This is a genomic window from Veillonella sp. VA142 (genome assembly GCF_003992135.1).
Lineage (GTDB): Bacteria > Bacillota > Negativicutes > Veillonellales > Veillonellaceae > F0422.
The window spans coordinates 1-14,172 of the sequence record NZ_RQVN01000031.1 but is presented as its reverse complement, the minus strand read 5'-3'; the positions used below and the strand labels follow the sequence as shown (position 1 = coordinate 14,172).

At 35.8% G+C, this 14,172-nt stretch carries 15 protein-coding genes and 1 pseudogene; 6 read left to right on the top strand and 10 right to left on the bottom strand.

Going from position 1 to position 14,172, the window contains the following annotated elements; genetic code table 11:
* Positions 1 to 142 precede the first annotated feature (142 nt).
* From EO117_RS08535 to EO117_RS08505, 7 genes are all read right to left on the bottom strand, one after another.
* On the bottom strand, positions 143 to 2,902 hold the full coding sequence (locus EO117_RS08535) for a DEAD/DEAH box helicase family protein (protein ID WP_126940040.1): 2,760 nt from the start codon (positions 2,900 to 2,902) through the stop codon (positions 143 to 145).
* Positions 2,903 to 3,111: 209 nt separating this feature from the next.
* Entirely contained in the window at positions 3,112 to 3,750 is a 639-nt protein-coding gene (locus EO117_RS08530; protein ID WP_164727556.1) for a recombinase family protein, read from the bottom strand.
* Between the two features lie 220 nt (positions 3,751 to 3,970).
* Positions 3,971 to 4,369 (bottom strand): hypothetical protein, encoded by a 399-nt coding sequence (locus tag EO117_RS08525; protein WP_126940038.1) that lies wholly within the window; start codon positions 4,367 to 4,369, stop codon positions 3,971 to 3,973.
* Positions 4,369 to 5,139 carry a ParA family protein gene (locus EO117_RS08520; protein ID WP_126940037.1) on the bottom strand — a complete coding sequence of 257 codons (771 nt, stop codon included), beginning with the start codon at positions 5,137 to 5,139 and terminating at the stop codon, positions 4,369 to 4,371. The genes EO117_RS08525 and EO117_RS08520 overlap by 1 nt, the downstream gene beginning before the upstream one ends.
* Positions 5,140 to 5,595: 456 nt before the next feature.
* The gene (locus EO117_RS08515; RefSeq protein WP_126940036.1) at positions 5,596 to 6,984 is read right to left on the bottom strand and encodes a hypothetical protein; all 1,389 of its coding nucleotides are present in this window, start codon (positions 6,982 to 6,984) and stop codon (positions 5,596 to 5,598) included.
* Between the two features lie 204 nt (positions 6,985 to 7,188).
* The gene (locus EO117_RS08510) at positions 7,189 to 7,392 is read right to left on the bottom strand and encodes a helix-turn-helix domain-containing protein (protein ID WP_126940035.1); all 204 of its coding nucleotides are present in this window, start codon (positions 7,390 to 7,392) and stop codon (positions 7,189 to 7,191) included.
* A 118-nt stretch (positions 7,393 to 7,510) separates the two neighbouring features.
* Positions 7,511 to 7,702 (bottom strand): helix-turn-helix domain-containing protein, encoded by a 192-nt coding sequence (locus tag EO117_RS08505; protein WP_126940034.1) that lies wholly within the window; start codon positions 7,700 to 7,702, stop codon positions 7,511 to 7,513.
* Positions 7,703 to 7,874: 172 nt separating this feature from the next.
* Here EO117_RS08505 and EO117_RS08500 point away from each other — a divergent pair, with 172 nt between their 5' ends.
* The 5 genes from EO117_RS08500 to EO117_RS08480 are packed head-to-tail and all read left to right on the top strand — an operon-like array spanning position 7,875 to position 11,512.
* The gene (locus EO117_RS08500; RefSeq protein ID WP_126940033.1) at positions 7,875 to 8,465 is read left to right on the top strand and encodes a hypothetical protein; all 591 of its coding nucleotides are present in this window, start codon (positions 7,875 to 7,877) and stop codon (positions 8,463 to 8,465) included.
* A gap of 17 nt (positions 8,466 to 8,482) precedes the next feature.
* Entirely contained in the window at positions 8,483 to 9,076 is a 594-nt protein-coding gene (locus EO117_RS08495) for a RadC family protein (RefSeq protein WP_126940032.1), read from the top strand.
* Positions 9,077 to 9,109: 33 nt separating this feature from the next.
* Positions 9,110 to 10,003, top strand: coding sequence for a hypothetical protein (locus EO117_RS08490; RefSeq protein WP_126940031.1), 894 nt, complete (start codon positions 9,110 to 9,112; stop codon positions 10,001 to 10,003).
* Between the two features lie 14 nt (positions 10,004 to 10,017).
* Entirely contained in the window at positions 10,018 to 10,809 is a 792-nt protein-coding gene (locus tag EO117_RS08485) for a hypothetical protein (RefSeq protein ID WP_126940030.1), read from the top strand.
* 13 nt (positions 10,810 to 10,822) lie between these two features.
* On the top strand, positions 10,823 to 11,512 hold the full coding sequence (locus EO117_RS08480) for an ERF family protein (RefSeq protein ID WP_126940029.1): 690 nt from the start codon (positions 10,823 to 10,825) through the stop codon (positions 11,510 to 11,512).
* Between the two features lie 118 nt (positions 11,513 to 11,630).
* Here the strand turns inward: EO117_RS08480 and EO117_RS08475 are convergent, their stop codons facing one another.
* Both EO117_RS08475 and EO117_RS08470 read right to left on the bottom strand, forming a co-directional pair.
* Positions 11,631 to 12,275: a recombinase family protein gene (locus EO117_RS08475; protein ID WP_126940028.1), complete on the bottom strand. Its 645-nt coding sequence runs from the start codon at positions 12,273 to 12,275 to the stop codon at positions 11,631 to 11,633.
* Between the two features lie 281 nt (positions 12,276 to 12,556).
* Positions 12,557 to 12,823 (bottom strand): SemiSWEET family transporter, encoded by a 267-nt coding sequence (locus tag EO117_RS08470; RefSeq protein ID WP_126940027.1) that lies wholly within the window; start codon positions 12,821 to 12,823, stop codon positions 12,557 to 12,559.
* An 88-nt stretch (positions 12,824 to 12,911) separates the two neighbouring features.
* On the opposite strand from EO117_RS08470, the gene EO117_RS08465 reads away from it, so the two are divergent.
* On the top strand, positions 12,912 to 13,145 hold the full coding sequence (locus EO117_RS08465; protein ID WP_126940026.1) for a hypothetical protein: 234 nt from the start codon (positions 12,912 to 12,914) through the stop codon (positions 13,143 to 13,145).
* A 182-nt stretch (positions 13,146 to 13,327) separates the two neighbouring features.
* On the opposite strand, the pseudogene EO117_RS08460 reads toward EO117_RS08465, so the two are convergent.
* Positions 13,328 to 14,172, bottom strand: a pseudogene (locus EO117_RS08460) (hypothetical protein); the annotation flags it as partial.

Sequence of the window (14,172 nt, the reverse complement as noted above, 5' to 3'; positions counted from 1 at the left end):
GAATGTTAATGAATTATATCCTGCTTCGGATTTAATTCGGTCGAATTCGACTGAATTAAAATTTAGATTATAAACCTTCTCTCACCTTATACAAAATAAATAATATATTATTACCTAAATTATAGCATTAAAAAATTATAAATCAATATATTTTTGTACCAATATCTGGGCACTTATCAATTTTATGGACTACCCAATAAGTTCTATCTTTACCAGATTTTCTAATACGTCTGCTTGTAATAGCTATATCCCATTTTTTTATAAATTCATTAATATCCTTTTGTTGTTTCCCTTTACCAAGATTTTCACTTCTTTCTTGTATCTCTTTCACAAGTTTTCCTTTACAGCTCATATCTTTATCTGGATCTGTACCATATTGCTCGAGATAATCATCTTCTTCGATAGATTCTTCAACTACCAATGAATTTAGAAGTTTCTTTAGTTTTTCCTCCAATTGATCTTTTGATACCTTCTTTTCCTTGATTTCCTTCAATTGGATATATTTTAAATCGTTAACATCATCCGTTCTACCTAACCACCCAAGAATTTCCTTTACAAAGTAGTCATCATGAGCCTGTCCATATGTATGGTTAAATAACTGAATTTCCTTATTTATATCGTCAATCAAGGATTGGCTATTATAATCGGACTCTTCTAATTGAGTTATGAGGTATTTAATACGTGCCAATTGAATATAGGTATATCCATCCAGAAGGTCATCACCTAACACATTAGATCCGCCATTAAGGAACTCATAATCCTCATTAAACATCTTATAAATGTCATTCAATGTCTTATCTACGAAAGGCTTCTCCATTGGCTCTGATAAAGGACGAATTGCTCGTTTTTTATACTCACGCAATCCTAAAATAATCGATAGGATCTCTATTAAGTAAAATTTTTCTTGTGTAGGGTTATTTCTATGATCCAATAGAGACATATGGTCGGCAAATAAAGCCTTGCTATCTTCATTATAATTTTCCTGTTTTAGGTTGTAGAAAAACTCCTCAATTCCATATCGGTACGCATTGTCTTCTAATTGATACCTTCTTGCTAATTTATCTCCATACCCAATTAGAGTCTCATAAGCCTGTGTATCCCTTTTAAGGCCTTTGATTTCTATCTCTTCGTTCATTCCTCGATATAGTCTTGTAAGTGCATCTATCGTTCTGATTAAGTTAGGGATAATAAACTTCGTCGTTTTTTCTCCAACTTCCTCATTTTTTTCAATTAGCTTATAAAGCAAATCATACAGGGTTCTTCTTGTCTTACTAACCTTTGATCCCATAAGTTTCTCTGGTCTTCTAGGTATGTATAGCTTCAAGTTGCTTGAGTTCCGAACACGGCCTAGCATTTGTATATACTGTACTCGATCAAATGCTAGAATCATCATATTTTTAACCTTATCGTCATCTATATTGATGCCATTGTCTAGAACAGCTGTAGAAATCAATATCTCCTGTTCGAACTTGGCATTCTGCACGATTTCATTGAAGGCTTTAATTGCCTTCTCATCTTCTTCCTTATTATCAGCATTAATAAAGATGGCTCTGCCTTCTCCCAGTGCAGTTTTTAAATCTCGCCCAAACTCTTTCGACTCGACAAATATCACCATTTTATTATCTTTGTTAACTTTGATTTCATCGTTTACGTAAGCAACTATATCTTTTACAAGTCTGGCATTTTTACTATTTTTTAATGAACTATCATCAGCATCGTCATCTTCAATCTCTGGATCACTATCCTTCTTGGTAAAGTCTAGGTCAATCATGATTGGCTCAATATAAGCATAATTTTTTATGTTGCCGTAGTATATCGGACGTAGCTTTTGTAAATCTTCCAATACATCGTCAACTTTTTCGCCAAAATATTTTTCAGTATTGTCTCGATTTTGCCAAAATAAATATTTGCCAAAATCGTCTATCGCATTAGATTCAACAGTAGTCCGTATGTCATTATTAGTAAATATAGTATCCAGTGTCACTAATGGTCGTGGGAAATACCCCCTATAGGAGCTATTCTGGCAAATCACATTTACAACTCGGTAGAAATACTCTTCCTCAGAAGGCATACGGAACTCCTTCGATTCATCATTTAATAATTGAACCGATTTTTGGTTTTCCACTTCCTCACGAATTAGTACCTCTAAGCTAGAGTCCATAGTAGCAGATAAATATACTCTTCTGGCACGATTTAGGCCTTGGATTAACTTATTATGGATACTAGGTATGTGCTCATTAAAGGTACTATCGGATGTGAAAAAATGAGCTTCGTCAAAAATAGCAATATCAAATTTATTTAGGTTATCTAAGATATCTTTGATAGCAGCATTACTTGTGTAATCAAGCACGTCCTGGTACTTCATGACAGCGATTGTATAATCCTCTGGATTTTCTACATTCTCGTTATCAAAGGCACCCAGTTTTTTTATCTTCTTTCGCCCTTCAAGAGATCGATCCACCCATATGCTTTTTGAGTAGTCATTAAATAACCGGCTATCGCACTCAATACAGATGTCTTTCTTCACCTGTAAGTCCAATCCAACCCTATTGGAAAAATAAATAATATTGACACGTTCTCTGCTATTTTTTTGACGCTCAAATTTATTGTAACTTAATGCCTTACTTAGAATTGTCTTTAGCAGTAGTCTAGTTTTACCAGATCCTGTCTGCGAACAAATGAATACTGGAGTTTGGCTATTCCACTTTTCTTGCCAATCATCTCCTATAATTTCACTTATGTATCTTTTGTCATCGATGACAAACTTTATGTCTGACTGCTCTACTGCTGTTAAATGCCTGTTTCGTATATTAGAGTCATTCCTTGTTATTCTAACCTTTGGCTTGTTAGAATCCCTATGCTCTGCCATTTTTGATGATTGTAAAGTTTCATTCAATTTCATTTCTCTAGGCCTCCTTAAAATTGACACTCTACTGACAATTGTCAATATGACAACTTTTTTTTAATGCCTATATACAGTCTTTGATAAGATTGGCACTTCATTATCGCACAACAATATATAGGCTCTTCGCCCTTACAATACCAAACCCTTAACTGTATTATACCATCATACAGGATATAATATACAGGTACTGATAGTTGCCTGTCATATTAAATTGCCATACCTTTCACAATATCATTTAAGCCTTTGTTATAGAATGTCTGCTTGCAGATATCTAGTAAATTTAAACACTCTGGAAATTTAATTAAGCCTTTCGCTAGTCGCTCTAATATATTATGGTAATTTGGAGGTAGATCCTTAGTTGGTCTACCTCCTAAATTTTTTGATCTTTTAGTTGTAAGTCTTTTGGCATTTCTATATTGAGTTCGAGAGTACAATTTTTTGGATTCCACTTCTATTACCTTAAATTTATTAATACACTTTTCCTTATCCTCTGTATTCTGTACGTCAATAAATTCTTTGCCAATTTCTTCTCGCTCTGGTTCAAAATTGATTTTTAAAAGCACTTGCTTATCCTCTAACATAGATAAGCATTGACTACCTACTAACGCACTTCTTGAGATACGATCCAAACTCTCTACATGTAGAATATCTCCGCATTTCATATTGTCCATCATTCTTGAAAATCCTGGTCTAGCTGTAGGTGGAGTATTAGCATTACATTTGTCTATGTATATATTGGCTTCTGGAATATCAATCTCCTTTGCCATGTCATTTTGTCTCTCTAAATCTTGCTTTCCTGTACTGACCCTTGAATACCAATAGTTAGTTATGTCTTTATTTTTCATAATACATACTCCCATATATATAATAAGAATTGTCTAAAAACTACTATAGTATCAAGGTTTTTAGACTATTAACTGTGTAAATATAAGGTATGGTCTCCCAACATACCTTATATTTTTGTTCATTAAATAATTCTTGTTAATAGTAAAGAACCACTAAATACCATCTCCTAGTAAAAATAAAAAAGCACTAGGTGTTTCATCACCTAGTGCTTATATTATTTCATTCCTTATTTTTTGACTTAGCATCCATCCAATCCGTAATAGCTTCTCTCAGCATCTCTACTACTGACATACCAACTTCATCTGAAAATGCAAAGATTTTATCCCTCATCTCTGGAGTCACTGTAAACAAAATTTTCGCATTATACTTAACTGCTTTCGGTCTACGACCTCTACGTCTTGGTTCTACTTTAATTTCAGTATCTTCAATTTTATTATTACCGGCAATACTATCAGCTTTAGGAATATCCTCAATACTTTCAGTTTTATGATTAGGATCAATACTCTCTACCATATTTATAGTATTGATATTTTCTATACCAGTAGCGTTTTCTATAATTTCTTTATTAAAGAAATTATCCGCAACCGATCTAATTGTCTTCTTATCTATTTTTGTCATTACCCTAACCTCGCTTCTAATTCTCTGACAAAGCTATTGTAATCTTTAGCAGCATTCGATTTCTTATCATAGTCATAAATACTATTCTTATTGATTTGAGCTTCCTTAATTGCCGTACACTCTCTAATTTTAGTATCAAATAAGGTAGTACCCATATCGTTAGCGACTGTAGCTAGATAATCCGCTACTCCTTTAGATATATTAGTTCTAGCATTATATCTCACCAATAATAAGCCATATATTTGAAGACCAGGGTTACTATATTTTCTAACAGAAGTTACTGTTTGAATCAACTGACCAATACCTTGAAGGCTCAATATATCCGCCTGTGTGGGAATCACAATGCCATTAGTGGCAGTTAAAGCATTGATGGATACTATACCCAATGATGGTGGAGTATCTATGACAATATAGTCATAAGTACCTTCTAGCTCCTCAATTCCCTCTTTTAGATAGTACTCTCTACCCATCTCTAGCAAGCTACTATCTGCGTGAGCAAGAAATTGACTGCTTCCAATAACATCCCCACGATCGGTAGTTTGAATGAAATTCTTTAAGCTCACCTCAGCATTATTCTTCTTAGCACAAAAATATTCCCATATAGTCTCATCAGATTGAGCTCCCAATAAATAGGATAGGTTACATTGAGGGTCTAAGTCTATGAACAACACTTTCTTACCTTGATCACGGAAAAATGCCCCTATTGATTCACATGTTGTGCTCTTACCAACTCCACCTTTTTGGTTAATGACAGTTATTACTTTAGCCATAGAACTCTCCCTCTGAAATAATTTTTATATATATTTTTATATATATATAAATATATACGGAAATATGTATAGAAATATATATATAAATATGATTTTAAATATATACAGTTTTTACTACAACTGATTGTATTCCCTAAAACAGAAAAAAGCAAGCCACTTGCCTTGCTTTTCTCTCCACTACAATGAATACGAACATCCATTATTCCATTATCTTTCACTAATCCATCGTCTATAAAGTCGTCAAACTCATCTTCATCAAAGATAATATTGAATCTACTACTTTCCAGGTCGCATGCATGCTCTATCTCAATTAACAGTTTTATATGCTCAAGTAGGGTACTACTTACATATGTATCCCTTTTCTTATATATAAAAATATATATTCTTATATGACCAAAAATATATATTATTATATATATAGAAATATATATTTTTATATATATTTCTATATATAGATTATAACTTCCAGTACTTATATACTGTCACCTTTGAAAGACCTGTATCTTTGATACACTTATATTTTGACCCAGTTGGATTCGCTTTTTTCCACTCACAAAATAGATTCCATTTTTCTTTTTCAAGAGAACCTACAGGTCGTCCATCTCTATTTATCCAATCTCCTCGTCCTTTATCTTCCATATTAACATCTCGTGCATATCTAGCGATTTTCAAATGAACAGACTGCCTTCTAAAGTTTCGTTTATTTTTCGTAATAGCAATACCAGAAACTTTTTTTATGTAATCAATCGTACACCTAAAGGCTCTAGTTCTATACCCTAGCAGTCCAGCTTCTATATCTGTTTCAGTGAAATGATTACTTTCAACTAACGTCCGACCATCAAATATATTCAGCAGTGAGAATGCATCTTTTCTTAGCTCCTCATAAGGAATCGCACATTTCATCGCATATGTCGCTAAAGTAAATATACCATAGTATCTATGACCTTCCCTAGACTCATCACGAATCCTATTAAGCCACCAATCATATAGATCACGTTTTACGACCCATACCCCAGGTTGTTTCTTTTCCACGATTCTCTTACGATACCATTCTGGCCATAACTCCTTAGCTTTTTCTAAAGGAGTCTTTTTCTTTCCTATATCAAATCGATACTTATCAAATTTATCTCCTTCTGGGAAATAGCTCTCTAAATCATTTAAAGACCATTTAGGGCCCGTTTTCCATGCTCGTACAGCGTAATCCTTACCCATCTTCGATGCAGAGCCTACAATACGGTATCCTTGAGAAATTGATTGGTACTGTTTTACATATGGTTTTTCGATAGTAACTTTAATTGAAGACGTGAAATCATTCCATACTAATTCCGTTAATCCATCCTTTATTCTTTGGATTCCATCAATCATATGCGGTCGCAGTTCAATCGGCTCATCAAAAATGTAATATAAATGTAATCCATGACCGCTTAACACTGTATAAGTTGCCGGTGGAATCGTATCACATTCCATCTGATAAAAAGTATCTCTAAGTTTAAGAATACTATCTTGACCATCTAAATCCACTGTTAGTCCATATAAATGATACGCATTCTTCTTCAACCTTCTTTTACCAGAATAACCTATCACTGACATAATTACATCCTGTTGACCCTGGTACTCTCCAATTTTAGATAAATCATCAAATACCAATTCTACTTTATTAGGGGATCCATCTCCATTCCCTTTAACGAATATTAGACCATTAGGCTTACAATCTTCTAAATGCCCTTTACGCTCAAATGAACCATCTGGAAATATATCGCGATAAAAAGAATACCAATCTACCTCTTCTAATTCTTTATCTTTTATATATTCAACTTTCAAATCATATAATTCTTCATCAGTCACATCTACCCCCCCCCTTTCCCTTAAAGCGGCGGCTATATTATCAATATAGTTAATTAAACCCATTTTAATTCTAACAGAATTTTTTGGTTTTGTCTTTTCCCTTAAAGCGGCGGCTATATTATCAATATAGTTAATTAGACCTATTTTTTATGATCCTATTAAAGTTATCTACAGTAGTAAATACCCCATAAGACCTTTAAGGCCTTATGGGGTATTATATTGCAATTTAGATTGCGACTTATAATATTCTGCTAATGAATCTTTACTAACTCTCCACCCTCGTTTGTTAACTTTAAACCCTGGTATCGTACCAGAACGAATTAACTTATACGCTATCGTTTTGCTGATATGTAATATATCTGCTACATCATCTACTGTTAAGACTTCTAATGAACTGTTATTATACATAAATTTCTCCTTTTTAACTTATTACTAGAATGTACATCACTTACCTAAAAATAAATTCCTAGATAATATTGTATCGCATCAGCTGATTACTGATTCATTCCCATAATAGCTAAAGAGGTTATCTTTTACTATTTAATCGTTTTTCCTGGTAGTCAAGAATACTCTGCTCTGGAATCTTCCATGCTTTAGAGAAATCATCTTTATATGCTAATAGTACTCCATTTTTAATGAGCTTATACACCTTTTGAACAGGCATATTCAATACAACTGAAGCTTCACCGGCATAGAGTACAGACTTGTTAATTATCATACCATCTCTCCTTTCTATCGTTATTTACTATTATGTTTGCATCTCCTACCACTCAAAGCTACTACTTTGTAATAGTTACCATCTTCAAGCACATACTATATCTGTAGATCGACCATATGACTATGCATACTGGATCATCTTTTTTCTTTGTTTTAAAAGGAGGAATTTTACCATGGCAAATTATTGTACAAATGCCATCGCTTTCTATGGTGAATTAAACCAACTGGAAGCACTTCACGGACACATTGAACGCACTATGTTGATTGATCCACATGAACCACGAATCACAACTCTTCTGGATGAAATGAACTTGAGTACCAAGGTTAACGATACACGTCACTTTATTATTAATTTGAATCCTATCATTTCAGATAAAGATTCACATCATTTCGTGCTGTTAACTGAAAGTGCCTGGTGTCCTATGACAGAAGATTTCGATGCTATCTTAAAGCAACCGGAATTTTCTACCCTAGATTACGTTTATACGGCAGAAGAGCCTGGTATGGGTATCTACATCAATACAGATACGAACCAACGCTTCTTGACCCCAAAATATCGATTTTTTAGCTATATAGATAATGCAGTAGTCCATGAAGAATATTTCTCTTCCCTAGCTGAGCTCGTTAAATGGGTTAACTCTATCTTTTCCGTATTCATCGATCCAAATTCTACAATCAACTCAATTATTACTCAGCTCTGTAAAGCCTACCATGATACAGATGCTGAGTTTTTTATTGATGAATACTCTTCAATTCCAGTTTAGTCAAAAGGAGACAAACCATGAATACAACAACGATTGAAACTACATTATGTCAGCTTTTACCAGAATCATCCGTAAAGGAAATGGTAGCTCAATACAATGGCGATCCATTCCAAGCCTTATTCAATGCAGATGAATCCGAATGGAAAAAGGTACGTGGTATGGGTGATACAGCATTACGCAAGTTACGTGCTATCAAAGACCTGGTAAAAGGCATCCACGAAAAATCACAACTGGATTTAAAAAGCACATCTACTCCGGAGGAAATTTTTATCGCAATGAGCGATATGCAGTTCTTCGAGAAAGAGCATTTCCGTACCCTCTTCCTTAACGTGAAGAATAAGCTGATTAAAGCAGAGGATATTTCAGTGGGTGGTCTTACATCTTCTACCGCTGAGCAACGAGCAATCTTTAAGCAAGCTATCAAGTTAAATGCTGCTGCGATTATCCTTGTCCATAACCATCCTTCTGGTGATCCTACTCCAAGCTCAGATGATATCCGAGTTACAAGGATTATGGCTAGAGCCGGAGAGGTGATGGGGATTCCAGTCCTAGATCACGTCATTATCGGTCGTGGAGTTTATACAAGCCTGTTAGAACGTGGAGAACTATAGTCCAAAATTTTTAATTAGAAAGGAGTCATTATTATGCCGGCTACAAAATTTATCTGTCCAAACGGTGATAACGTAAATATCCAAGATTGTCTTAACAAATGTCAGCAGTCCTGTCGGTGTATGTTCTTACCTACACTTCGTGCTATTGCTAAATCGTTAGAACGCAACTTACCTTTACCATCTGTCACTGAACTTCTTAACGGAACACGTGAGCTGTATTTAAAGAAAACTACAGATTACTCAGTAGATCCAAGGAATCAGTTATACGCACTTCATGGATCTGGTGTACATGCCATCAATGAAACTCAAACCCATGGCAATATGCTTGCAGAAGAACGTATCTTCAACTCCATTACCTCTGGTCAATTAGATTTATATGGAGAAATCTTAACTGGTGACGATGGTACTTTAGGAGACTTAAAGGTCACAAGCTCATATAAGCTCATGAAAGCATTAGGGTATTACAAAGTGGATGTGGAAACTGGTGAAGTCTATAAGACTGGAGCAAAAAAAGGTCAACCTAAAACTCGTAAAGAGTTTAGGTCTGACGGTGTTCGTCATGTATTAGATTGGGCGATACAGCTCAATGCGTATCGGATGCTCCTTGAAGAGAATGGATATACTGTAAACCAAATGGTTATCCAAGCTCTATGCCGTGATGCAAGCCTTAGAATCGCAGCTGAAAGAGGTATCACCGAACCTCTATACCTTATTCCAATCAATAAAATCAGCGACCGTTGGATTAAACGTTATCTCGAAGCGAAAGCAAAACGTTTATCCGATGCCTTAGAAACAAATATCGTACCAGGAGAATGCTCCGCTCATGAGTGTTGGAATGGTCGTAAATGCGAAGGCTATTGTCCTGTATCTGAGCAGTGCAAAAAATTATCTGCTACTGCTCAACCTACTACTATTAAAGTTGCATAAGAAAGGAAATTACTATGAAAACTATTGGCTCTATTGTCTTTGACAAAACAGCGATCTACGGAATCGTTGCTAGTGGATCTCCAGAAGATCCATCCATTCACAAAACAGTCTATTTGAATCGTACCGAAAATCTCCAAGCCGACTGGGATTCCATTAAGGAAAATTTCTATGATACTAGCTCCATCGGTATTGTGGAATCTACTCCAGCAATGACATTCACAAAAGATTATTTTGAATTAGATTCTAGGTTAGAAGGTGATAAAGAAGAGGAAAAAGCAAAAGCTAATGGCTACACCTTCGATCACCTCGGCTTCTCCGATGAATTGGGATTGCCTAAACGGTACTATGTGGGGGTAAAAAAGGATACAATCCGAGAAATCGCCAATGTCTTTACAGCTTCCAATATGCGTCATCAGTTGGATTTGGTAGACTACTGGCCATTTGGTACTAATGGATTTGATGCGAAAAAGAAAGAGTATAGAACCAACATCATCGAAAACGATGAAGGTATTACAGGTTATGTGTGGTACAAAGATGCTATTCTCGCTAAAGCAACCTTAGAACCAGAGGAGAACCCTATCCATTTCATCATTCGACTATGGTCATTACTGCCTACTATTAGCTCTGTTGCTAAGTATCCAATCAACCTCTACATCGAAAATGAACATCTCGATTCCTGGTCAACACTCATGTCTAATCATGAGGTGAATGTATTTACTACACCTGTCGATACCACTCAAGGTAAAAACGGTTGTTGGAATGTAGCCTTCGGTATGGCAAAACGTATTTTAGATGCTTTAGCATAAAAAGGAGATTCAAATGGAAAAGCAAAACTTACGAACAAAATTGGCAAACGTCATGAAAGAATGTCACTACATCCAAAAAACTGGAAAGAATAACTTTCACGGCTACAACTACGTGACTAGTGCAGACGTATTAGATAAGGTTAACACTGCTCTTTTAAATAATGGCATTATCACAACTGTCATTCCGGCATTATTGGATTTTAGGGAAGTGACCACTGCCAAAGGCAATGTAGAAAAACATGCTACGGTTCAAGTCGATGTAACATTACATGACATCCACAGCAACGACACTTTGACATTATCTGGTATCGGCTCTGGTCAAGATACTGGAGACAAGGCAATTATGAAAGCAGAAACTGCTGCTATTAAATATGCCTACATGTTATCCCTCTGCATCGCAACTGGTGACGATCCAGAAGCTGATGAGCGGACAGACCAAAATACAGCAATTAAACCATCTCAGCCTAGTATGGCGATTAAAGAATCTAAAGCTAATCAGCCAGAGGTACCAAAGTCAAAATTGGTTAAGGCTTTGAGTACTGAGCCAAAAGCTCCAACAAAAGCAAAACCTACCGTTGACGATAACCATCATTGTGAAGAATGTGGGTGCGATATTTCTGATAATGTCAGCAAGTACTCATTGAAATATTATGGATTGCCATTGTGCATGGACTGCCAAAAGCGGGCTGCACGAACAGCATAAGGGGGTGAATAACTATGTGGGATTTCTTAATCGATGTAATCATTACAGTCGCAGAAGTAGCCATCGTTGATGCCTTATCTGATGACTAAAAAAAGAAAGACAGCTAGAGGATAAACCCCTAGCTGTCTTTTTTTTCGTATTCTTTCACTAGATTGTAAAATGTACTTCGTTTTAATCCAGTTCGCTTCATAGCTTCTACTGCTGTTATTTTTTTTGCCTTCCACTCATCGTAGTGGACTATAAATTTTTCGTCTACTTCTATCTTCCTACGACCAAATTTAATACCATTGGCCATTGCTACGTCGATACCCTCACGTTGACGTTTCTTTATCTTCTCAAGCTCTGCCTGTGCCATAGTAGCCATAATTTCAATGATAACGTTATTTATGAGTTCATACATTAGAGATCCTAACCCATCTTTACCAGAATGGTCTTGCATCGTAGTTGGTAAATCTAATATCTTCACCCTAATGCCCTGTTCCTTGTAGTATCTGAGCTCTTCAAGGATGACCGCCTTATTTCTCCCTAATCGATCTAACTCATGAATATATAACGTATCACCTGGTCTAATGCTGTGCTTTAAAACTTGATACTCCGGTCTATTGTCAGCTTTCGTACGACCAGTAATCTTATCCACGTAAATATCTCTTTCATTAACACCATGCCCTATCAATTCAGCTACTTGCCGTTCTGGATTCTGCTCTTTCGTACTAACCCTTACATATCCGTATGCCCTGGTGTTATTAGATTCCCCTTTTTTCATTAATAACCCTCCATAAAAGTATAATATATTTTTCAGATGTCTGTATTTATATTATAATACTTTTTCGGATACTTTGGAAGCCCTTTTTTCCATCAAAATACAGTCTCCATAATCGTATACTTTGATGGACTCCTACGGATAAAACACAAAGCACCCTATCAGGAGATATAGGGTGCTTTTGTGCTTTTAAAATCGTATAGTTAGTCATTATGTGTAGATTCCTTAACATATTTTCCATACAATTATTTCAATAACAATTCAGAATCTTTATAAATAAAAATTTATAAAGCTGTAATAAAAGCTAAAAATCCTAATATTACACCAGCTAAATTTGGAACGATAAGAATAAAATCTTTTTTAGGTTCTTTAGTCCATCCGTAAATAACCCAAATTAGACAAGAAATCGAAGCTGTAAGAGGCTGCCAAGGTTGAGCTTTTTCTCCTCCTAAATTAGCAATAATTTGAGGAATATAAGTTATAAACACAAAAACCCCAATAAATGCTCCAATTGAACCAACAATAGTGTTAATTTTCTTTTTTTTGTTCATAAAATTAACTCCTTGTAAAAAATATACATATAAAATTATATCAAAGTTTAATATCGACTACAACTGTATTTAAAAGGGAGGGGATTACATGAGTAAAAATTTTGATTTGACAACAAGTAGAATTAATAGTAAAAAGCATTATAAAATAGCCAAAACTGAAAGTATTTATGATATAAATTATAATGAATTGGGAATTAGTGGAGCAGAGAAAGAACAGCTTATAAAATATGAGAGTGATATAAAATATCATAGAGAAAAAACAATGATTCATATAGATTTCAGCTTCATATCGCATTTCTTTGACTGCATTGGATATTGTTGATTGGGAAACATCCATTAGTGCAGCGATTTTCTTCTGCATATAGCCAAACTCGTCATCTACATGCAGGATATACGCCATATATTTCTTCTTCTTCGACATCTTTGCTATAAAAACACCCTTCCTCAACAAAAAAACTGATAATATCGGATATATCCGATATTATCAGTTTTTTTTGTTTCTTGTCAATGCATGTTCCACCACTTCAACACCGTTGGTCGGCTGAGTCCTGTCTCACGTTCGCAGTCAATCTTTCGTCTGTCTGGGTGTTGCTGCCGCCACTCCATCACTTTCGCTTGCGCCGTCGGTCGCCCGTCTTTATTGCGCCATTGTCCATCTGGAAAGTCAATCTCTTGGACTGCCCGCGCTCGTTCCAAATGCTTCTCCCGCGTCCTCCCGTTCCGCTTGTTCCTCTGAATAGAAATCCCAGTCCTCGTCATAACGGCATCAATCGGATAGGTCATATAGCTATCGTTATAAGCTTCTACGGCTTTCATCACATCCGATTTGGTAAATGGATCATCCTTTCCGAGTGAATCAAGGAAAGGAATCAGATCAATCGCATCAGACACAAGCTCCTCATACGGGATTGCGCACTTTTTCGCATAGATAGCAAGCACAAAAACACTCCAGTATCGATGCCCTTGTTGTACCTCCCTGATTCTACGCAACCACCAATCATACAAATCCCGCTTGCATATCCATGTCCCTCTTGGCGTTTGCTTCACGATTCTCTTGTCGTACCACTCTGGATATTTCTTCCTCGCTTCTTCCAGTGTTAATTTACTGAGTTTCCTGCCGAGATCTGCTCTGTACTCCTCGGGGACACTTTCATTCAGATAATCGAGTGTTACCTTCTCGCCATATTTGTATGCTGTTGCCCTTGTTCCCTTCTTCGTCTTATCCTTCTTCGCCGCTGTTCCAACCATACGGAAGCCCTGAAACAAACTCTCATACTGCACATCAGGCAAGAATAAGGTGCTCATCCCCACCGAGTCAACCATCATATCGTCTGTACCTTGAATGTTAA

Coding starts and splice junctions, on each gene's coding strand:
- EO117_RS08535 (WP_126940040.1), bottom strand. CDS start 2,902: ATGAAATTGAATGAAACTTTACAATCATCAAAAATGGCAGAGCATAGG.
- EO117_RS08530 (WP_164727556.1), bottom strand. CDS start 3,750: ATGAAAAATAAAGACATAACTAACTATTGGTATTCAAGGGTCAGTACA.
- EO117_RS08525 (WP_126940038.1), bottom strand. CDS start 4,369: ATGACAAAAATAGATAAGAAGACAATTAGATCGGTTGCGGATAATTTC.
- EO117_RS08520 (WP_126940037.1), bottom strand. CDS start 5,139: ATGGCTAAAGTAATAACTGTCATTAACCAAAAAGGTGGAGTTGGTAAG.
- EO117_RS08510 (WP_126940035.1), bottom strand. CDS start 7,392: ATGTATAATAACAGTTCATTAGAAGTCTTAACAGTAGATGATGTAGCA.
- EO117_RS08505 (WP_126940034.1), bottom strand. CDS start 7,702: ATGATAATTAACAAGTCTGTACTCTATGCCGGTGAAGCTTCAGTTGTA.
- EO117_RS08500 (WP_126940033.1), top strand. CDS start 7,875: ATGGCAAATTATTGTACAAATGCCATCGCTTTCTATGGTGAATTAAAC.
- EO117_RS08495 (WP_126940032.1), top strand. CDS start 8,483: ATGAATACAACAACGATTGAAACTACATTATGTCAGCTTTTACCAGAA.
- EO117_RS08490 (WP_126940031.1), top strand. CDS start 9,110: ATGCCGGCTACAAAATTTATCTGTCCAAACGGTGATAACGTAAATATC.
- EO117_RS08485 (WP_126940030.1), top strand. CDS start 10,018: ATGAAAACTATTGGCTCTATTGTCTTTGACAAAACAGCGATCTACGGA.
- EO117_RS08480 (WP_126940029.1), top strand. CDS start 10,823: ATGGAAAAGCAAAACTTACGAACAAAATTGGCAAACGTCATGAAAGAA.
- EO117_RS08475 (WP_126940028.1), bottom strand. CDS start 12,275: ATGAAAAAAGGGGAATCTAATAACACCAGGGCATACGGATATGTAAGG.
- EO117_RS08470 (WP_126940027.1), bottom strand. CDS start 12,823: ATGAACAAAAAAAAGAAAATTAACACTATTGTTGGTTCAATTGGAGCA.
- EO117_RS08465 (WP_126940026.1), top strand. CDS start 12,912: ATGAGTAAAAATTTTGATTTGACAACAAGTAGAATTAATAGTAAAAAG.